We start from the raw sequence: 20,684 nt of genomic DNA on the forward strand, positions 1-20,684 counted from the left end.
TCTAACAACTACATAAAAGAGGAAGACATTGAAGTTATTACCTATCACATCGCTAGTGCTTTTATCCCTCGGAATACTGCCCAATGCCCATGCAGAAACCAGCACTAAACCGCTTACCCTGACCGACATTATGCATTTTGAGTCCCTCGAAAAACCCGTTATCGCTGACAATGGTCAAGTGCTCGCGGTGGAGGTGGCACCGGATCGTGGCGATAGCCATGGTTTGATTAAGAATCTACAAACAGGTAAAGCGTTTCAGATTGAAGGTGGCTCGGATCCTATCGTGAGTCACACAGGCCGTTATGTAGCGATGGCGGTTAAACCCAGTTTACTCACCGTTGAAACCAGCGATGCTAAAGCGAAGAAAAAGCTTAAGGCCGATATGGTGCTGCTCGACACTGAAACGGGCACGCAAACCAAATTTGAACGGGTAAAAGAATTTGTCTTTAGCGACGATGGCGCGCATTTAGCCATTTGGTTTGAAGCCGACGAAGAGGCCAAGAAAGACGCCAAAGAGAAGACCGAAGGCATTGATGATAAGCCCAAAGCCGAGAAGGTGAAGGTCGATAAGTTCGACCAAGGCCGTCGTTTGAGTTTAGTGAATTTGTCTTCACCATCGCAGCGGGTGGATCTGGAGCATGTGACCGCCTATCAGTTTGATAAAGATAGTCGCCGCTTGGCCGTTGCTGTCAATGATATCGAGGCGAAACAACATCAACTGCAACTGATTGATTTGAAAGACCACAAAAAATCAACGGCATTTGAATCTCAAACTCAGCAAATCGGTGCGGTTTCACTGTCGAAAAATGGTCGCTGGCTGGCCTTTACTCAAGGGGATGCGAGTGAATTACCCTATGGCCGCAGTTATCAGCTAAGCCTAGTCGATATCGCTTCTGGCAAAATTCGCCCTGTGCCAAACACCAAAGAGTGGACGTTAAACCGTTACGCCAGTTTAAACTTCTCCCTAGACAGTGAACGACTCTTCTTTGGCCGCGTGCCCGAGGTGAGCCAGCAGCTTAGCTTGAAGAAAATTGCTGAAGAAAAAGATCTTTACGACAAAGAGATAGTCACAGGCCTACGTGGGCTTAAGGTTTGGCATGGGGACGATCCACGGATTAAACCCCATGAGATCAAACAATATGATAAAGAGCAAAAGCGCACTTACTTAGCCGTGCTGCATTTAGGCTCAAATAATGTGGTGCAGCTTGGCGATAAAACGGTGCCGGATGTGACTCTGTCGCAGCATAAGCGTTATATGCTGGCAAGCTCTGACTTACCCTATCGCAAGATGATCACTTGGGCGGGTTTTTATCAAGATTATTACTTGGTGGATATCAACACGGGGCGCAAGTTGCCGCTGTTAACCCAACAACCAAGCGATGCTGAACCGAGCTTATCGGGCGACGGTAAATATGTGGCCTATTATCAGCAAGGTAATGTGTACTTATACGACATTGCCGAAGGGCGCCGTACTAATCTGACCAAGTCTTTAAAAGTGAGTTTTGCCGATGAAGACCATGATTATCCTTCCAATGCGCCGGGTTATGGTTTTGGCCCTTGGCTGAAGGATGATGCTGGTTTCCTCGTCTACGACAAATACGATGTGTGGCAGTTTAATACCGCATCGAAAAGCGGATTTGCCTTAACCGCAGGGCAGGGCCGCGCTCAAAAAATCCAATATCGTGTTGAAGGTTTAGTCGATAATCCCGATGAGCCAACCACACTGGCTTACAATGCCACTGTGCTGCTGCATGGTTACAGCGACAAGACTAAGGCCGATGGTTTTTATCAAGCGACCTTAGGCGAAGCGGGCGTTAAGACCTTGATGGAAGGCGAGTATAAGTTAACTGTGCTTGGTCGCAGTAAAGATGCCGATACCTTAGTGTTCTCTAAGGAGCGCTTCGATCTTTTCCCCGATTTATACACCGCAAGCTATCAAGCGCCACAAAATGCCGTGAAGCAAACCGATTTAGATAAGCAGCGCCAAGCCTTTAATTGGAGCCAAGCCGAATTAGTGCATTGGACCAATGGCGATGGCAAGCCGCTCGATGGCGTGTTGATTAAGCCGACGAACTATCAAGCGGGCGAGCGTTATCCTGTGCTGGTTTATTACTATCGCTTTATGACCGACAGACTGCATGCCTTCCCGCAAATGAAGGTCAACCACAGACCAAACTTTGCTTGGTATGTGAATAACGGTTATGCGGTATTCTTGCCGGATATTCGTTTCGATATCGGTTACCCCGGTGCCAGTTCGGTTCAAGCACTGACCTCGGGTGTGCAAAAGCTTATCGAGATGGGTGTTGCCGATGCTAACGCCATTGGTTTACAAGGACACTCTTGGAGCGGTTATCAAACGGCGTTTGCCATCACTCAAACCAAGATGTTTAAAGCCGCGGTAGCTGGTGCCCCAGTGGCCAACATGACCAGTGCCTACAGCGGTATTCGCCATGGCACAGGGCTTGCGCGCCAATTCCAATACGAAACCGGCCAAAGCCGTATAGGTGAAAGCCTCTTCGCTGCGCCGCAAAAGTATATTGAGAACTCGCCAGTCTTCTATGCCGATCGCATTCAAACGCCATTGATGATCATGTTTGGCGATAAAGACGATGCGGTGCCTTGGGAGCAAGGTGTTGAAATGTACTTAGCGATGCGCCGTGCGGGCAAAGATGTGGTGTTTTTACAATATGAAGATGAACCCCATCATCTGAAGAAATACCCTAATAAGCTCGATTACAGTATTCGGATGATGGAATACTTCGACCATTATCTTAAAGGTAAACCCGCACCAACTTGGTTAAGCCAAGGTGAAGCTTATGTCGAATATAAAGCCGATGATGAGTAACTCTCTGGTTTAGGTTTATCCATTAAAAATGCCACCGAAAGGTGGCGTTTTTTATGGCAATAAGGGCGCGAGCTAGCTCATTGAAATAGTCCTTTTGTACTCTTGGAATTACCATGGCTCACCTGTTTAGCATTAGCGTAGTCTGTAAGTTTTAAAGAAATACAAAGCATGCTTTGGGACAAGAAGAGCGTTAAATATTGGAAGACGAATATCATTGCTTGGTTATTGAATGCAGACCATATTTAAGGGCGAACCATGGTATTTGCTCAACGACACGCAGCGAGTCCATCCGTGGATGCTCGACCGCCCCGTCCATGGGGCGGACGGTCGTCTCGCTAATCACCATGGCTCACCTGTTTAGCATTAGCGTGGTCTGTATGTTTTAAAGAAATACGAAGCACGCTTTGGGACAAAAGCACGTTAGGGTAAAAATACTAACATCGTTATTTGATATTAGGAAAAGTAAGTTGATTCATCCATCAAAGCCTGTTGCTGTTAAATAAGTCTCTAAAATAATGCAATCTCACGTAATTTTTCACTTTTCTCGAATGTATTGCATGATTTTGAAAGCCGCTGGACAGGACTATTATTCAAATTACGAATATCAGAGTATTTTGAAATTGCTCTAACAAAAACAGGAAGATTATTACTATCTACTTCATCTGTTATTTGAACTCCATCGAAGTATTCTGGATTGTAAACACCTAATTTTCCTGTCCACATTTCTTGAAGATAGTTCAACCACTCAGGCTTAGTTGTATCTATAATAGAGAGCCGAGCTTTCGAGTTCAAATAGGTAGATATAGCACTATTTGGTATCCATCCAGATAGATAATCTTCAAAATATAATTTTTCGCCGATAGACTTTGATTTCGCTAAAGACACTATGTTAGCAGTAAAGTAATTCGAATTTTCCAAATACAAATTTGATGCTGAACAGCATGCATTCCCATCTGAGTGCAGAAGTAAATCATTATCAGCAAAGCCAAAAGTCATACCTTTAGCTCTAGCTTGAAATGCAATTTTTGCTAAGTTGAAAGCTCTATATTCAGCAGGAAGAGAGTATTCTCTCCCTTGTTTAGTGGCTCCTGATTTTTTATAAAAATCAATGGGGTTACCTCCTAATAGGTGGTTTAATTCTCTGCCAAACTTCTTGTTAGCATCTATAGGACACTTTAAATACTCAGCGGATATGTGTTTTACGTTTGATGAAGCTGCCAAATCCAAAATGTAATTGAAGAACTTTTCATGTCCAGGAATTATTGGCTGAAACCTAAAACAAACGGGAATGCCTTCACTACCAAGTGTCTTGGCTGATTTAGCTAAGTCTTCTATCGGTATACACCCACGATCAATCTTATCCCTTTGCTCAGGATTTACTATTGTAGTCGAAAATCTAACATAAATATTAGAACCAGAAATAACATCCATATATTCATCATGGGTTATATCGTCACTTTTTGTACTTATAATAACGGGGTAATTAAATTCTTTTAGAATTTTTAAATATTCTAAAGTGATTTTCTCTTTAGATTCTAGCTTAGTAAATGGGTCTGACATACCACCAAGCTGGAAGGGAACTCGGTGTTCTATTAACTCATCAAGAGCAGAATTGACTTTACCATTATATACCCGAGTCAACCTATCTAAAAGAGAGGATGGGTTACCAATTTGCAACTCTCCACGTCGACCATAACCTTGCCTTGTGGAAGCAAAACAATAGTCACAAGAATACTGGCATCGATTATAAGGATCTAAGCGAAGCGGGGTTGCGCAGAAACCCACTTGACTAGTTAGGCCCGCATAATATTTATATGATTTCATTTATGACATAACCCTGATATCCACTCCCATACGAACACTGCACCATTTAAGATGTGTTCAATTAAGACGAATAAGAAGAGCACTAAACTAAATATTAGTAGTACCTTTATAATAACGCGTACAGCATAATGACTCTCCGAGTATCTGCCAAAGAGTTCATAGAATACGTCCTTTTCCGATTCTTGATTGTCGGTGTTTGGAAGTATGGGCATTCCAAATTCATAAGACTCATCATCTACTTTAAATTGAAGTACGGTCTGTTTCTCTTTGACTATGGGAGAATCACATAAGTCTTTATCTATACTAGACTCCAACTTAGTTACGTACTTTTTAGCCTTAAGTCGTTCAACCAACTTGCTCTTTTGCTTTTCGTTTGCGGCTTTTAATAATCTATGAGTCTCCCACGTAAGCCATCTTGGGTGATTGTTGTATGAGCTGTACTCAGAAAAGCTACTGTATTTTTGAACAAACTTGGGACAATAAAACTTAAACAAACCCAAAGCAATCACAAAAGACAATGAAGAAAGCCAAAGTAATTGCCAATGAAATGGGAGGATTAGTTCAATTTTATGTTCAACCCCCATAAGAGTGATTGGTAATGGGTTTGGTAGTTGGTTTACAAGTCCAGCAATTACGGGGACTAACGAGAACCATACAACAAGATACCGAAGTATAATTAGTTGAAAAAAAGTTTGGTATTCTTCCCATCTATCGACTCTCATTCATTCCTCCTTTAATCCCAAGCCTACGCTTGTAACGCCTTGCCCAATATACTGAGAATATTTATTCTACCGTAAATCAGTATTAGACGGCACTCTTAAAGTAAATGAAGATGTGTTGGTTCTATCTTGTGTCTACACATCAATTTATTTCACTTAAAAATTAGTCTGTGAAACTTGTTAGTCCTTGGACGCTAACTCGCTTTGGGGCAAAAGCTTTTAGCCAGATGAACAGTTCAATGGTCGTAAAGATTGTCATTGTTGCAACTGTGACCGTTGGCGGCATGGATGCCGCCGTCGAGCCCTCAGGGATGAGTTTATGGCGTGTCGCAGGGGAAACAATGGCAATTCATCCTACACACCTGACGACAAACTTTTCTCGCTTTGGGGCAAAAAAGTTTTTAGCCAGATGAACAGTTCAATGGTTGTAAAGATTGTCATTGTTGCAACTGTGACTTTCTAAAACATCTAGGTTTTAGTAAGGCCTTCATGAAAGCTTCTTGTGAAATAACAAGGGGTCTCACAGGGGCAAATGACAATGCATCCTACACTCCTGATGATAAAGTCATCTTGCTTTCAAGCGGTTATAGAACATCAATGGCAATGAATTAATATTACATAGCCATTTTTGGAGATAGCTTAATAAGCTTTGGATATTTAGCTTAGGGATGATGGCGATATCAGAGCCAAATCAATTTTTGCTTGAGCTTTCAGCTTCTTTGGCGGTGCGGTTAACGATATCGGTGCCAGCTTCGAGATACTGTTTATAGGTATCATCACCCCATGCCACGAGTTTATCGTCTTTAAAAATCAGTGGTGTGCATTCTTCTTTGGTGGTCACGCCATCGGATTTTTCATGGTGAGTACGATAAAAGAGCACTTGTAGCTGTCCATCCTTAAGGGATTTGGCTTCCGTAAAATCGGCTTTGCCAAATAGGGTTTTGACGGCGGAAATATCCTGCCCTAGGGTTAACTCGTTTAATTTCTGGCTGTTATAAACTTGCCTGTCTTCCCAATCCATTTCATCAGGGGTGGGCTCATATACCAGCACCACAACAGCGACGAAGGCGACATACGCGGCAAATATACTACCAATAATGACCGAAGTTTTTGATTTCATTGAATCTAATTCCTTTGCATATCCAATGTACTATCTGGCAAGTCAATAAAATACGCCTTTGATGACCTAAGGTAAACGGCTTTATTGCAACTTAGTGTTAACAATAGGTGCTAATCGACCTGCGGCACATTGGTGGGGCCGTTGACCCTAAAATCCTTAAGGTTGATGTTTAAGGGTAAATCGATTTGTAATTGGGCTAATTTATAGCTGAGGCGAGCCATGTCTCGGCCTTCGGCGAGTTTCTTGGCTTGTTTAGCGCCAAGATTGGGCAGCGAAGAAAACAACGCCGCTAGGGTTCTGAAGGTTCGCAGTAATTCTGCCGCCGATTTGGGGCCTATGCCTGCGATGCCGGGGATTTTATTGCCGCTATCACCAGCCAGTGCCATTAAATCAAGAAATTGGCTGCGATCGACGCCCAATTTTTGCTCAAGTTCAGCGATGTTGAGGTACTGCTGATTAAAATGATCCCATTGGCTGATACGCGGGTGATTGAGTTGGCTAAAGCCTTTATCGGTCGACACGATAACGGCTTCACCTTGGGCTTTGGCGGTTTTCATCGCAAGGGTAGCGATAACATCATCGGCCTCGGCTGCGGCATAAATCGATTGGATTTGTACGCTTTTCAGGTGTTCCTGCAGTGCCGGTAAGCCCGCAGCCAGAGGCTCGGGCATAGGTTTGCGGCCCTTTTTATAATCGGGGTAAAGCTGTTTACGCCAGGAGATCTCATCACCATCCCAGACGATGGCGACATGGGTTGGGTGGTGAATGCGCAGCAGTTTAGTGCAGGCGACACTCACACGCTCCGTTAAACTGTCCATATCGTTCTCATCTGGGATCGCCGCATAAATCCGGCGAACTAAGTTGAGACCATCGATAATTAAAAACTTATTCATTGGCGGTTATTGTTTTACTTCACTATTTGATAGCAGGGAACATAAGCGCTTCCCGGCAGTTTCATCCTATGTTGGGCGACAAAAGCGCCCAGCAAATTGTCCATCAGCTCCATTAAATGTGGATCCCCTTTAATGTGGAAGGGGCCTAGTTGTTCAATCTGCTTGATGGTGTCTGATTTTACATTACCCGCCACGATACCCGAAAACGCTTTACGCAAATTGGCGGCCAGTTCGGCTTTATTGGCCTGATAATGTAAATCCAAGTTGGCCATCACCTCATGGCTAGGGATAAAGGGCAATTGGAACTCGGGTTCTATCTTAAGTCCCCATTGATATTGATAGGCATCGCCGGTGGCGCGGCGATGGGTTTTCACTTGCTCCATGCCTTGCTTCATCACCCGCGCGACTTCGGGGGGATTGTCTATGATGATTTGATATTTTTGCTGCGCCTGTGGCCCCAAGGTGGCGGCGATAAACTCGTCAATTTTAATAAAATAATCCGCGCTCTCACTGGGGCCTGTGAGCACCAGTGGGAAGGGGGTTTCCTGATTTTCTTTATTGAGCAAAATGCCCAAAATATACAGTAACTCTTCGGCGGTACCCGCACCGCCGGGGAAAATAATAATGCCGTGGCCTAGACGCACAAAGGCTTCGAGGCGTTTTTCGATATCGGGTAAAATCACCAGCTCGTTAACAATTTGGTTAGGCGGCTCGGCGGCAATAATACTGGGCTCAGTGAGACCAATATAACGGGCATTCTTAATCCGCTGTTTCGCATGACCAATTGCCGCGCCCTTCATCGGGCCTTCCATCGCGCCAGGGCCACAGCCAGTGCAAATATCGAGTTCTCTTAGGCCAAGCTGATAGCCCACCTCGCGGGTGTATTGATATTCGACGGCATTAATACTGTGACCACCCCAACAGACGACCACATTGGGGTCTTTCATCGGTGCGATGGCGCGGGCGTTACGCAAAATATCGAACACTACGTTAGTAATGTGGCTCGCGTTGGTGAGATTGATATGTTTAAGGGTGTCGTACTTGTCGCTGATATAAAGGATATCCCGCAGTACCGAAAACAAGTGTTCTTGGATCCCCGTGATAATTTGGCCGTCGACAAAGGCTTGCTCGGGGGGATTGATAAGCTCTAGTTTAACCCCACGTTCACGTTGCAACACATTGATATCGAAGCTTTGGTATTGCTCGAAAAGCGCTTTAGAGTTGTCGGTCTTGAGGCCTGCGGCGAGGACGGCGAGTGAGCAGTTACGATACAGTTGATATAGGGCGCTCTTGGCACTATTTTTGAGGCGATCAACTTCGAGTTGTGAAAGCTGATCCATGCTGCCCTTAGGGCTGACTTTTACTATCATTTATCACTCCTTCGTCTCGACAGGAGTGATAAGAGGCGACGTATAGGCGGACTTTGTTATACGTCAATCACAACCCTGTCTCTGCTTTCATGTTTTGCTTTGTAGAGTGCTGCATCGGCGCGCTCGAAGGTTTCATGTATGAGCTCGTTCCCCATAACCTGCGCAGCCCCTATAGATACTGTAACTGTAATTCGCTGATTTTTAAATTTAAATGGAATATTTTTTACTTTCTCACGGACTCTGTTTAAAAGTTGAGCAATATCGCCACCGTCAATATCGGGCAGGATGAGCACAAACTCTTCACCGCCGTAGCGGGCGACAAACTCGGTATCCCTTAGGGAGTTCTTTAATGCCATGGCGATGACCTGCAGGGTTTTATCGCCCGTGCTGTGGCCAAAGCTGTCATTGATACTCTTAAAGTGGTCGATATCGGCCACCGCAATCCACAGTGGGCTTTTATGGCGCTGATAATTGCGATACTCAAGTTCCATGCGCTCTTCGAGGGCGGCACGGTTAGGGAGCTGGGTTAAGCTGTCCAATAGATTGAGTTTTTGTTGCTCGAAGAGACGCTCTTTATAGGTGTTCGCCTCGTTGCTCAGCTCGTTAAGCTCTTTTCGCATGGTTTCCATCGACTTGCGCAGCAAGGCTTGTTCACGCTGCTCTAAGGCTTCTTTGCGGGCGAGGGCGGAGCGAATCGAGCTAAGCTGCTCGGTTAACTGGGCTTTTAGATCGACAATATCGTCGGTGTCGATAATGGCTTCACCCACATTATCGACGCGCGAATTGATTTCACGGTTGAGCTGGGTTTTTAGCTGAAAACTGCGCTGGTTGTGATTATAGGATTCACTCACCACTTCACGTACCGCGGCTAAAGCATCGTTTAGGGCGTATAAAAACTCTTGTGAGGCCGATTTTTCGCGGGCGATGTTATCGAGCAGCAGAGATAAAATGGTTTGATAAGCTTCGAGCAAGGTATCGATTTCAACTTCCGATGCCAGCAGCTCTTTAATCACCAGCACTTGGTCGCGTTGATCTTTACGAAACTCAATTTCCGAAATCATCTGTGCCAGTTCGTGGGCGAGTTGCCTGTGCTTAGGCAAGACATCGAGCTTTTCAGTTTCGTTGAACTGTTGCTGCAGGATGGTATCGTAGAAACCAATGATTTGTTTAACTTTAGGAATATATTCCCACACAGTGTGGAACGGTTTAGAGAGATCTTGCTTGAAGTAGTTAACTTCTTTTTTGAGTTTTTCTGGCGCCGAATTAACCCGTTGGATTTGGCGAATGACTTGAGCAAGCCCTGTGCGGCTTTCTTCCAGTTGCACCATTACGTGGTTGTACTGACCCTTTAACAGGCGTTCAACATCAACCAACTCCGGTAATGCTTCATCGACTCGCTCAAAGGTATTTAGATTGTGGCGAAGTTTGGCAAGTTTATTATCCAGTTCTAAATTCTGCCCTTTGCAGGCAAGACTTAAATGGCCAATAAATTGGAGTAGTGTTTGTAACTTAGCATTCCTGTCTTCGTTTACTTCATCGAGGGCCAATTTTGCCGAGTGAAGTTTTTGCTGAAGCAATGCCAGCTGTGTCACTGTCGCGTTGGAATCCTTCATCCGGAGTATTTTCCTAACTCTGTAGGGCTAACAAGCATGACGTCCTCTGTCCAGATTAGCGGTAAACTCATATGCTTCTAATGTTATAACAATGGCGGTAGAGTGCAAATTGCTTTCCCCATGCCACGATGATTAATTGTCGATATTGATCAAATATTTTCTAATAAATGTCGATCTTGGTTATTTTCCCAGCAGGGCCAAATGATGTCGTCTTTGGTTGCGCTGGTGTCGACCCTTATCAGGCCGCGTTCAATCCCTTTTTCAAGATGCAAAAATAGTGGATCGGCAAAGAGTGTCGGTGGCACAAAATCTAAGGCTCTAAGGCTCACATAATGGCTAGTGTCATTCGGCAAACTGCGCGCGCCTGCGAGTGCCATTTGCAGGGTTTCAAACAGTAATTTAGGGGCTATTTTGATTTCCGCTTTGGTCAATAGCGGTAAGCTAATCCAGCCTAAATTAAAATGATAGCCCATGCCTTTGGTATCCAGCTGTGCCCGCAGTGTTTGTAACACTCGCTGCGGTTCGTCTGCCTCGGTAAATCTTACGGCAAACAAGCCCTGACGGATCACATACACGGGCATCGACAATGCATTAGTGATATGGCCAGTTAATTGGCGTGTAATGGCATTGGCAAAATATTGGCCGTGATTCAGATCGGTACTGACATGCTCGCGAAATTCAATTAAGGCGAGGGCGGTTGTGGGCGCATTCGCTGTGCTTTGGGCGAGATCCTTTAATAGCGCTGCATATCCCTGATGGTGGGTAAAAGGTTCTTCGAGGCTTAACTGCTGCAACATGGCGTTTTGGCGTTTGTGCTTAAGGCGCTGATTGAGCAGTATGATGATCCCCACTAAGAGTACAGTCGCAATCAGGCCACTAAAGGCGAGCAATTTGTTAGTATTTTTAGTGGTTTCAACCGCATCATTCAGTTTGCCTTGCAACATGCTGAGTTCGAGCTTGAGTTGCTGCTCGGCCAGCACTGAGGCGGAAACCGATGGATCTTTGGCTGTGCTTTCAAGTGCTTCGGTCAATTCGATAATGCGCTTTTGTGTGCTAATCACTTTAGCTTGGTCGTTGAGCTTTTCCGCAGACAGGGCGATTTGTGTCAGCGCCGATTTTTGCTCATCCTGCAATTTTAAATCGCTGGCGAGAGCCAAAGCATTCTCGGCGTGGCTCATCATCAGCGGCCAATCTTCCTTCGATTGGGCTATCTCACCGATAAGCAGTTCGTTATAGACTAAATAGTGATGGCTTTGTTTTTCTTGAAATATCTGATTCGCCATCAATAAGTATTTGAGGGCGTTTACCTCATCATGTAGGTGTGAATAGGCTTGGCCGAGATTGTGAAAATTTAGCCCTTGCGCGATGTAGTTACCGCGTTTGGCGTCGAGCTGTTGGGCATTCAGGTAGTAATCGATGGCGCGGTTCCAATCACCTTGCTCGCCATACACCATGGCGATGACCGTCATACAGCTTGATAAATAAGTGTCGTTGCCCAGTTTTTTAAAACCTGCTGCAGCCTCATGGGCATTCTTTAGGGCTTCATCCCATTGTTTTAAATCCCGATACACCTTCGCCAGTTGCAGCTGCAGGTGGGTTTTCATCGAAGGATAATTGGAGCGATTAGACAGGCGAATCGCTTCGCTATAATGTTGCAACGACTTAGTGAGTTGTTGATTTTTATTGTAATAATGCCCAAGTTTCGATTCGGCCGCTGCGATAAGGTAGTCGTTTCTAAGCTTGTAGGCGATATCACGGTAGGTATGAAAATGCATTAATGCGGGCACATCTTGGCGGATAACGAGGTGCAAACCGCCTAAATGTTCATGAATGGTGTGCTTTAGCAGCATGGATTCCACATCATAACTGTCGTTAATACGTGTCAGCGCCTCATTATAAAATGAGATGGCCTCTTGGTATTTTTGTTCGGTACGGCCGATATAACGCCCCTTGAGCATAGCGACAGTGGCTTGTTCGAAGGGACTCTGCGCTATGCTTGCCAGTAATTCAATCAGGCTATTGGCGTCTTGAAAGCCAACCTTGGATTTCACATTTGGCTCGAGATTTAACCGCGCAAGCAGTTGAAGAATATGCTCGAATTCATCACTGCTGTAACCTTGCTCTTGGGCGGCACGTTTAAATTGTTCACGATTCTTAAAGGCAATAGGAAAAGAGATGGACTGGTTAAGTCTGTCATACATCTTCTGCGGCGTTTCACGCAATTCTATTTCTTCGGCCTCAAGATCGGTAGCCTTTGTTTGAAAAGAAATAGACATCAACAAGGTCACGAAAATAACAATGAGTTTATGCATGTGTAGGTGGCCCTATATTCCCTAAGTCAAGGAACTTATTTTGTTAGCTTTTGTTAGCGCCTAATGAGGATGCTACATCGACTTGTTATACTTGGAAAAAATATAAGAAGCATAATAACAGAAGACGGAAGGAAGTCAGAGTGAAACCCAGTAGATTATCTATTTTGGTATTAAGTGTATTAGGGTCGGCTAACGTATTTGCCGATGTGGATTACAAAATTGATTTAAGCCAACCAGAACATCACCTTGCGAAGGTGAGTGTGACCTTCCCCGAGGCTAAAGTGGGTGAGTTCAATGTCAATCTACCCGTGTGGCGTACGGGCAAATACCAAGTGTTACCTTTATCCGACGGTGTGCGTTTATTTAGCGCGACCGATGCACGAGGCAACGCACTGCCATGGAAACGCACCGCCAGCGGTGAATGGCAAATTGCTCTCGATAAGCCCACCAGTGTGACAGTGAATTATCAGCTCTATGCCAATGAATTAGGTCAACGAGTGCGTCATATCGATGCTACCCACGCCTATTTAGATGCCAGCGGCGTATTTATGTATAGCCCGCAATTTCGAGCCGATGCTGTCGCAGTACAATTAACGGTTCCCGAAAACTGGCAAAGCTATTCGGGTATGTCGTCAGGCAACGCGGCGCATTCCTTTGTGGCGCCAAATTATGATGTGCTGATTGATTCGCCCATCGAAACCGGTGTGAGCACCCACAAAACCTTTAGCGCTAATGGTAAAGGCTATGAGTTAGTGCTGTGGGGCGAAGGCAACTACGATGCCGACAAGGTAGTGAAAGATTTAACCGCGCTGAGTGATCAAGCCAAGGCGATTTGGGATGGTTATCCTTTTGAGCGTTATGTGTATATGGTGCATGCCACTAGCGGTGCGAGTGGCGCAACCGAACATTTGAACTCGACGGTCATCCAACTGCCTCGGTTTAGTTTTCGTGAGCGTAAGGATTACCTACGCTTTATCAGTACCGCCTCCCATGAGTTTATTCATACCTGGAACGTTAAAGCCTATCGTCCAGCGGGTTTGGTTCCTTACGATTATCAGCATGAAAACATGACCGAACTTTTGTGGATTGCCGAGGGCTCGACCAGTTATTTCCAAGGTCAGTTACTGCTGCGTGCAGGAGTGATGACACCTAAGGAGTTTTTAGAAGATCTTGCTAAACGCATTGAGAAGAGTGAGCTGACTCCCGGGCGTGAAATTCAATCTGTGGCCGAGGCCAGTTTAGGGGAGTGGAGCAGCACGGGTGGTGATTATGCTATTAACCACAGTGTGAATATTTACTCTGAAGGTTATTTAGCCTCACTGGCGCTGGATTTCTCCCTGCTGACCGACTCGAATCTTGCCCACTCATATCGCGATGTACACCGTAAACTCTATCAGGATTACCGCGTACCTAAGGGTTACACTGTGGCCGATGTGCAGCAAATACTGAAGGACTTATCGGGTAAGGATTATGGCCCGTGGTGGCAGAGCCATGTGAATAGTCCGCTGAGTCTTGAGTTTTCAAGCCTGTTGTCTCAGGCAGGATTAGTGATGTTCTATGGTAAAGACTCCAAAGCTGAGCCTTTTACGGGCATGACTTTAAGCAGCGAACATGGCTCTTTAGTGCTTTCTCAAGTCATGCGTAATGGCCCCGCGTGGCTGGCCGGTATCGTGGCAGGGGATGAGATCCTCGCGATCAATGGCTTAAAGGTCACGGCACAAGGTTTTGATAAACGCATCAAAGACTTTAAAGTGGGTGATAAAGTTGAAATCACCTTATTTAACAACGACAAAATCAAGCAAGTGGCGTTAACCTTAGGTGAGAAACAAAGCGGTAAGCTAGTGCTAAAAGGCGATGCGAAGGCGACTAAGCGGCAAAAAGCCTTTTTCAAAGCCTGGCTTGGCATTGATTGGCCGTTCGATAATAAGGGTGAGCTGCTGACGAAAAGCTAGTTCGTTTGCGATTTGAGTGAGTGGTGGCAATTAAGGTTGGCTTACTTGAATCGCTCCCTCGAATGACTGCCAAAGTGTTATTTCAGTCATAGAGACTAAAAGGCGCCGCAGTGAACTAAGTTCAACTGCGGCGCCTTTATACATTATTTCGTTTGATTTTGCTTAAGCTTGGTTGGCGCTTTCGCTAAATATGGCTGTGCTTTATCTGCTTGCTTAAGCGTTAAGCTTGAGTCTCTTCAAGGCCGCCTAATGCTGAAACCAGTGCGTGCATCAGCGCAACTAACTCGCTGCCCATTAAGGCAAAGTCGGCATCGAGACGCGCCATAGGATCTTCATTCCCTAGCTCATCATTACCCGCTCTAAATTCTTCGGAGAATTTTAAGCGTTTTACGCTGGCGTCGGATTGCAGCAGTAGCGCAATTGATTGACCAAAGTGCAGGGCGAGCTTATGCACTTCTTTGCCTGTTTCAAGGTGGGCAAGTACTTCATCTTCTTTCAGATTTTGCAGCTTAAAGCGCACGATACCGCCTTCATCGGCGGCCGATTTCAACTCGGCTTCATCTTGTATTTCAAAGGGTAATGGTGCGCTGCCATCCTTTAACCATTGAGTGAGGTTCGATTCAACAGGCGCTTTAAAGCTTAATGGGATCACAGGCAAGCTGCCTAAGGCCTTACGTAATAAGGCTAATAATTCTTCTGCCTTAGTAGCGCTAGAGCTATCAACGAGGATCATTTCCAGCTCAGGTAAAATCAGCGCGCGAGTTTGGCTGCGACGTGAAAAGGCGCGTGGTAATAGGCTAGTGATGATTTCATCTTTCAGCGCATCTTTTTCTTTTTTGGCGAGCTTACGATTTTCTTCGTCTTCAATTAGCGCCACTTTTTCTTCTAATGATTCTTTAATCACTTGGCCTGGCAGAATTTTTTCTTCTTTAGTGACACAGATAAGGTGACGATTGTTGGCGCTGTGCACTAAGGTGCTGCCCTGTTTACCTAAGGCATTGGAAAAACCAAATTTGCTGACGTCTTGGCTGCCGCACGGGGAAAATGTGAAATCGGCGAGTGCGGTTTCAAGTGCTTCTGTCTCGATGGAAAAAGGTTTATTGAAACGGTAAAGAGTAAGATTTTTAAACCACATAAGATGCGCTCATTGGAAAAATAAAGTCGCAGTTTACGGCATAGTTGCAGCGGGGTAAACCTACCTTAAATCGTTAAATTTTGCCCCGGTTGCAGAATTCATCAAAATGTAACATTGAAAAAAATCTGTCTGTAACCCTTGGTATGTCTCGGTTTTATCTTTGAAGGGGAGTGCGGTTTCGTGGTGGCTGACCCAAGTTGTCACAATTGAAATAAAACTGAAACAGATTCATTGCAAACTTTCGGTCGTTCCAAACCAATAACCAAGACGAACATAACGTCGAAAGGATTAAATGATGAACGTTTTTTGTAAAACTCTACTTGCTTCTGCGCTAGCTTCTGCAACTCTGGCTTCTGCTTATGCCGCTGAGCCACTGACTGTTTATGGTAAGTTGAACGTTACCGCTCAATCAAATGATGAGAAAGGTGATTCTACAACAACTATTCAAAGTAATGCTTCTCGTTTTGGTGTGAAGGGTGATTTCGAACTGTCTAGCTCGCTGGAAGCGTTCTACACAGTAGAGTACGAAGTTGATACTGGCGCTGCAACAAGCGACAACTTCAAAGCCCGTAACCAATTCGTTGGTTTAAAAGGTGCATTTGGTTCTTTCTCTGTTGGTCGTAACGACACTCTGTTAAAGATCTCTCAAGGTAACGTTGACCAGTTCAACGATTTATCAGGTGACTTAAAGAGCCTGTTCAAAGGTGAAAACCGTTTAGGCCAAACTGCAACTTACCTATCACCTTCAATCGGTGGTTTCGTATTCGGTGCAACTTATGCTGCTGAAGGCGATGCTGACCAACAAGCTCAAGACGGTTTCAGCTTAGCCGCTATGTACGGTGACGCTAAACTGAAAAAATCACCTTTCTACGCTGCTATCGCTTACGATTCTGACGTAAAAGGTTACGAAATCCTGCGTGCATCGGTACAAGGTAAAATCGCTGATTTAACCTTAGGTGGTATGTACCAACAACAGGAACAAACCTATAAAAACGCTTTACCTGTTAACACTGACAGCGTGAATGGTTACCTGTTAAGCGCAGCTTACGATATCAACGCTGTGACCTTAAAAGCACAATACCAAGACATGGAAGACTTAGGTGATTCATGGTCAGTGGGGGCGGACTACAGCTTAGGTAAGCCAACGAAAGTGTTTGCTTTTTATACTAACCGCTCTATGGAAGCGTCAAACGACGATGACAAATACATCGGTGTTGGCTTAGAACACAAGTTCTAATCTCAGCATTAAGGTTGAATTAAGGAGGCTTAAGCCTCCTTTTTTATTGCGATAAACAAACAGTTATATAAACTTAATATGACAATTATCGCGACTATATCGCTTAAGTAGCACGCTAATTCATAAATCTGTAATAAAAATGACTAATAATAGCCGTGTTGACATTCACTGACAGAAAATCACTTATGACTGCAAGGATATTGATAGTAGAAGACGAGTTAGCCATCCGTGAGATGCTGACTTTTGTAATGGAACAGCATGGGTTTACAACCTCTGCGGCGGAAGATTTTGATTCGGCCATTGCGCTGCTAAAGGAGCCTTACCCCGATCTGATTTTGTTGGATTGGATGTTTCCTGGTGGAAGTGGTATTCAATTGGCCAAACGCCTTAAGCAGGATGAGTTTACCCGTCAGATCCCCATTATTATGTTAACCGCTCGCGGTGAAGAGGAAGATAAGGTTAAGGGCCTCGAAGTAGGTGCCGATGACTATATCACTAAACCGTTCTCACCCAAGGAGCTGGTGGCGCGTATCAAGGCTGTGTTGCGCCGTAGCGCACCGACCCGCCTCGAAGAAACCATCGATGTACAAGGATTGTTACTCGACCCCGTGAGCCACAGGGTGAGTGTTGGCGATACCGTGCTTGACATGGGGCCAACGGAATTCCGTTTATTACACTTCTTTATGACACACCCTGAACGTGTTTACAGCCGCGAACAGCTGCTCGATAACGTTTGGGGAACCAATGTGTATGTAGAAGACAGAACCGTCGATGTGCACATCCGTCGCCTGCGTAAAGCGGTCGAAGAGTCGGGTCATGACCGTCTCATTCAAACGGTTCGTGGGGCTGGTTATCGTTTCTCTACACGCATTTAGTGCCAAATAAGAGATAGGCACAGGTTAGCTTTTAAGCTATCTTGTGCTCCTCTTATTTAGCCTGATGTCTGGGTTTACTTATGTTCGACTCTTATTCAGGGTACCGGTTGTTTTCGCGCTTAGCGGTGTTCTTACTGCTTTGTTTGCTAATTGGTTTATTGGTAGGGAAACCCCTCTGGATACTTATCATTGGATTGCTAGGACTGGTGTTCTGGCATTACCGTCAGTTAGCTCGTCTCAATTTTTGGTTATGGCGTGACAGAAAATTAACGCCTCCCCAGGGCAGTGGCAGTTGGGAAGGGGTGTTTAACGGCATATACCGTTTGCAGGGTAAAAATCGTCGCCGAGTCGGCCAATTAGCCGCATTACTCGGACGTTTTCGCCAAGGCGCCGAGGCCTTGCCCGATGCGGCAGTCGTGCTTGACTCAGAGCACAATATCTTATGGTGTAACAAGTTAGCGCAGCTGATTTTAGGCTTTGTCTGGCCACAGGATAATGGTCAACGGATTGATAACTTGATCCGCCACCCAGATTTTTCTGCCTACCTTAAGGCGGGGAAATATAAAGACCCGTTAGAGTTGGCCTCACCAGTCTCGGATAGGCGCCTACTTGAAATTCGTATCATGTCCTATGGTGATAGGCAGTTGCTGTTGATCGCCCGTGATATTACTCGGATAAGACAACTCGAAGGCATGCGTAAAGAATTTGTCGCCAATGTGTCACACGAACTAAAAACCCCGCTCACTGTATTGCAGGGTTATTTAGAGATGATGCAAAGCATGGCCGAACCCGATTCGATGAACGCCAAGCCCTTAGCCTTAATGCAACAACAGACGCGGCGAATGCAGTCGATGGTGGAGCAGCTGTTGGTGTTATCGCGCATCGAAGATGCGGTCGATATTAACCTTGAGAATACGGTGAATATGGCGCAGTTGATGGAGGTCTTGAAGGAAGAGGCCAAGGCACTGGCGCAGGATAAGTACGAACTGAGTTTCCATTGCGAGGCGGGACTCAACTCTCATGGTAATGAGTTACAGCTTAGAAGTGCTTGTTCTAATTTGATTTCGAATGCGATTCGCTACACAGAACCTGGCGGGAAAATTACCGTACAATGGCGTAGTGTGGCAACTGGAGGCCTCTTTAGTGTGACGGATACGGGCGAGGGAATTGCGCCGCAGCATATTAGTCGCTTAACCGAGCGCTTTTATCGCGTCGACAGTGCGCGCTCAAGGCAAACTGGGGGCAGTGGCCTTGGTTTAGCTATTGTGAAACATGCCCTGAGTCACCACCACAGTGAGCTCAATATTAGTAGTGAATTGGGCAAAGGCAGCACCTTTAGCTTTGTGATCCCACACCATTTGATCGTCCGTAAAAAATAACGGCTGCGCAGACTTAATTTATTTTTATATTTAAAACAGGCCATTAGGGCCTGTTTTGTTTTTATCAGTACTGGGTGATGACCTTTTTTGCAAAAAAATACGAAAAATGTGTTTTGTCATCTAAGTGTCACATCTTGGACATAGAATTGTCATTGTAGCGATTGATACTGGCTGCGTCTGAAGAAACTTAAGTTAGAAATTAGTTAGCTTATTACTGGAGCACATAATGAAACTGAAAAAGCTTGTCGGCGCGATGACCCTCACAGCCGCTGGTGTATTCTCTGCCACTGCAATGGCATCTGTTGATCAATCTCTGCCAACTTACGAGAAAGCAAGTGGTGTATCAGGCAACCTTTCGTCTGTAGGTTCAGATACTTTAGCCAACATGATGACTCTGTGGGCTGAAGAATTTAAACAGATGTATCCTAACGTCAACATCCAAATTCAAGCTGCTGGTTCTTCTACTGCGCCACCAGCGTTAACCGAAGGTACTTCACAATTCGGCCCAATGAGCCGCAAGATGAAGCCTAACGAAGAAGAAGCCTTCGAAAAGCACTACGGTTACAAGCCTACAGCAGTTCGTGTTGCGATTGACGCTTTAGCGGTTTTCGTACACAAAGATAACCCAATCAAAGGTTTAACTGTTGAACAAGTTGACGGCATTTTCTCTTCTACTCACAAGTGTGGTAGCAGCGATATCCAACGTTGGGGCGAGTTAGGTCTTGACGGTACCTGGTCAGCAAAAGACGTACAACTGTACGGTCGTAACTCAGTATCTGGTACTTACGGTTACTTCAAAGAGCACGCTCTGTGTAAAGGTGACTTCAAGGCCAACGTAAACGAGCAACCAGGTTCTGCTTCTGTGGTTCAGTCAGTGTCTCAATCACTGAACGCTATCGGTTACTCTGGTATCGGTTACAAAACTGCTGGCGTGAAAGCCGTTGCTATCGCGAAGAAAGGTAACGAGTTTATCGAAGCGACTGCAGAAAACGCTGCTAACGGTACTTACCCATTATCACGTTACTTATATGTCTACGTGAACAAGCAACCAAACAAAGACTTAGCACCAATGGAAAAAGAATTCATCCGTTACGTGCTGTCTAAGCAAGGTCAGCAAGTGGTAGAAAAAGACGGTTATGTGACTCTGCCTAAGAGCGTAGTTGCTAAAGATTTAGAACAGTTAGGCATCCGCCTCTAATTCTTAATCGCTAAACCATTAAGGGTCTCTTCGGAGGCCCTTTTTGTTTTTGGGATGATTCATTGCAGCTTAAAACTGAAAAAGTGGGCATAAAAAAAGCAACCTAATAAGGTTGCTGTAAATTCCAATTCGGAATCCGGGGACGGTCGCGCTAGAAACCATCTAAAGGAGAATGATGATGAACGAAGAAACTCATTGCAAAGATTCGGTTC

15 protein-coding genes are annotated in these 20,684 nt (G+C 45.2%); 7 read left to right on the forward strand and 8 right to left on the reverse strand.

Going from position 1 to position 20,684, the window contains the following annotated elements; genetic code table 11:
• Positions 1-28 precede the first annotated feature (28 nt).
• A complete protein-coding gene (locus CF168_RS06405) occupies positions 29-2,845 on the forward strand; it encodes a S9 family peptidase (protein ID WP_089067345.1) in 2,817 nt (938 codons plus the stop codon).
• Between the two features lie 229 nt (positions 2,846-3,074).
• Positions 3,075-3,206 carry a hypothetical protein gene (locus tag CF168_RS22625; RefSeq protein ID WP_276207238.1) on the forward strand — a complete coding sequence of 44 codons (132 nt, stop codon included), beginning with the start codon at positions 3,075-3,077 and terminating at the stop codon, positions 3,204-3,206.
• A gap of 146 nt (positions 3,207-3,352) precedes the next feature.
• Here the strand turns inward: CF168_RS22625 and CF168_RS06410 are convergent, their stop codons facing one another.
• The 7 genes from CF168_RS06410 to CF168_RS06440 form a co-directional block, all read right to left on the reverse strand.
• The gene (locus CF168_RS06410) at positions 3,353-4,669 is read right to left on the reverse strand and encodes a radical SAM protein (protein WP_157705923.1); all 1,317 of its coding nucleotides are present in this window, start codon (positions 4,667-4,669) and stop codon (positions 3,353-3,355) included.
• Complete coding sequence (locus CF168_RS06415) at positions 4,666-5,391, reverse strand: hypothetical protein (protein WP_089067347.1); 726 nt, start codon at positions 5,389-5,391, stop codon at positions 4,666-4,668. The genes CF168_RS06410 and CF168_RS06415 overlap by 4 nt, the downstream gene beginning before the upstream one ends.
• Positions 5,392-6,079: 688 nt before the next feature.
• Entirely contained in the window at positions 6,080-6,508 is a 429-nt protein-coding gene (locus CF168_RS06420; RefSeq protein ID WP_089067348.1) for a DUF3192 domain-containing protein, read from the reverse strand.
• Positions 6,509-6,618: 110 nt separating this feature from the next.
• Positions 6,619-7,401 (reverse strand): flap endonuclease Xni, encoded by a 783-nt coding sequence (gene xni, locus CF168_RS06425; RefSeq protein ID WP_089067349.1) that lies wholly within the window; start codon positions 7,399-7,401, stop codon positions 6,619-6,621.
• A 14-nt stretch (positions 7,402-7,415) separates the two neighbouring features.
• The gene (gene ppnN, locus CF168_RS06430; protein WP_089067350.1) at positions 7,416-8,771 is read right to left on the reverse strand and encodes a nucleotide 5'-monophosphate nucleosidase PpnN; all 1,356 of its coding nucleotides are present in this window, start codon (positions 8,769-8,771) and stop codon (positions 7,416-7,418) included.
• Between the two features lie 56 nt (positions 8,772-8,827).
• The gene (locus tag CF168_RS06435) at positions 8,828-10,384 is read right to left on the reverse strand and encodes a GGDEF domain-containing protein (RefSeq protein ID WP_086902319.1); all 1,557 of its coding nucleotides are present in this window, start codon (positions 10,382-10,384) and stop codon (positions 8,828-8,830) included.
• A gap of 149 nt (positions 10,385-10,533) precedes the next feature.
• Positions 10,534-12,696 carry a tetratricopeptide repeat protein gene (locus CF168_RS06440; protein WP_089067351.1) on the reverse strand — a complete coding sequence of 721 codons (2,163 nt, stop codon included), beginning with the start codon at positions 12,694-12,696 and terminating at the stop codon, positions 10,534-10,536.
• Positions 12,697-12,836: 140 nt separating this feature from the next.
• Here CF168_RS06440 and CF168_RS06445 point away from each other — a divergent pair, with 140 nt between their 5' ends.
• On the forward strand, positions 12,837-14,648 hold the full coding sequence (locus CF168_RS06445) for a M61 family metallopeptidase (protein ID WP_089067352.1): 1,812 nt from the start codon (positions 12,837-12,839) through the stop codon (positions 14,646-14,648).
• A gap of 220 nt (positions 14,649-14,868) precedes the next feature.
• Here CF168_RS06445 and rdgC read toward each other — a convergent pair whose 3' ends face one another.
• Complete coding sequence (rdgC, locus tag CF168_RS06450) at positions 14,869-15,783, reverse strand: recombination-associated protein RdgC (protein ID WP_089067353.1); 915 nt, start codon at positions 15,781-15,783, stop codon at positions 14,869-14,871.
• A gap of 292 nt (positions 15,784-16,075) precedes the next feature.
• On the opposite strand from rdgC, the gene CF168_RS06455 reads away from it, so the two are divergent.
• The 4 genes from CF168_RS06455 to CF168_RS06470 all read left to right on the forward strand — a co-directional run bounded on the left by CF168_RS06455 (position 16,076) and on the right by CF168_RS06470 (position 20,472).
• Positions 16,076-17,020 carry a porin gene (locus tag CF168_RS06455; RefSeq protein ID WP_164717875.1) on the forward strand — a complete coding sequence of 315 codons (945 nt, stop codon included), beginning with the start codon at positions 16,076-16,078 and terminating at the stop codon, positions 17,018-17,020.
• A gap of 185 nt (positions 17,021-17,205) precedes the next feature.
• A complete protein-coding gene (phoB, locus tag CF168_RS06460) occupies positions 17,206-17,895 on the forward strand; it encodes a phosphate regulon transcriptional regulator PhoB (protein WP_011623460.1) in 690 nt (229 codons plus the stop codon).
• An 80-nt stretch (positions 17,896-17,975) separates the two neighbouring features.
• Entirely contained in the window at positions 17,976-19,274 is a 1,299-nt protein-coding gene (gene phoR / locus CF168_RS06465; protein WP_089067354.1) for a phosphate regulon sensor histidine kinase PhoR, read from the forward strand.
• Between the two features lie 226 nt (positions 19,275-19,500).
• On the forward strand, positions 19,501-20,472 hold the full coding sequence (locus CF168_RS06470) for a PstS family phosphate ABC transporter substrate-binding protein (RefSeq protein ID WP_089067355.1): 972 nt from the start codon (positions 19,501-19,503) through the stop codon (positions 20,470-20,472).
• The last annotated feature ends 212 nt before the right edge of the window (positions 20,473-20,684 follow it).

The sequence above is a fragment of the Shewanella bicestrii genome (assembly GCF_002216875.1).
Classification (GTDB): domain Bacteria; phylum Pseudomonadota; class Gammaproteobacteria; order Enterobacterales; family Shewanellaceae; genus Shewanella; species Shewanella seohaensis.

Bases quoted from the DNA above. Each gene is read 5' to 3' on its own strand.
- CF168_RS22625 (WP_276207238.1), top strand. From the start codon at position 3,075: ATGCAGACCATATTTAAGGGCGAACCATGGTATTTGCTCAACGACACG.
- CF168_RS06410 (WP_157705923.1), bottom strand. From the start codon at position 4,669: ATGAAATCATATAAATATTATGCGGGCCTAACTAGTCAAGTGGGTTTC.
- CF168_RS06415 (WP_089067347.1), bottom strand. From the start codon at position 5,391: ATGAGAGTCGATAGATGGGAAGAATACCAAACTTTTTTTCAACTAATT.
- CF168_RS06420 (WP_089067348.1), bottom strand. From the start codon at position 6,508: ATGAAATCAAAAACTTCGGTCATTATTGGTAGTATATTTGCCGCGTAT.
- xni (WP_089067349.1), bottom strand. From the start codon at position 7,401: ATGAATAAGTTTTTAATTATCGATGGTCTCAACTTAGTTCGCCGGATT.
- ppnN (WP_089067350.1), bottom strand. From the start codon at position 8,771: ATGATAGTAAAAGTCAGCCCTAAGGGCAGCATGGATCAGCTTTCACAA.
- CF168_RS06435 (WP_086902319.1), bottom strand. From the start codon at position 10,384: ATGAAGGATTCCAACGCGACAGTGACACAGCTGGCATTGCTTCAGCAA.
- CF168_RS06440 (WP_089067351.1), bottom strand. From the start codon at position 12,696: ATGCATAAACTCATTGTTATTTTCGTGACCTTGTTGATGTCTATTTCT.
- rdgC (WP_089067353.1), bottom strand. From the start codon at position 15,783: ATGTGGTTTAAAAATCTTACTCTTTACCGTTTCAATAAACCTTTTTCC.
- CF168_RS06455 (WP_164717875.1), top strand. From the start codon at position 16,076: ATGATGAACGTTTTTTGTAAAACTCTACTTGCTTCTGCGCTAGCTTCT.
- phoB (WP_011623460.1), top strand. From the start codon at position 17,206: ATGACTGCAAGGATATTGATAGTAGAAGACGAGTTAGCCATCCGTGAG.
- phoR (WP_089067354.1), top strand. From the start codon at position 17,976: ATGTTCGACTCTTATTCAGGGTACCGGTTGTTTTCGCGCTTAGCGGTG.
- CF168_RS06470 (WP_089067355.1), top strand. From the start codon at position 19,501: ATGAAACTGAAAAAGCTTGTCGGCGCGATGACCCTCACAGCCGCTGGT.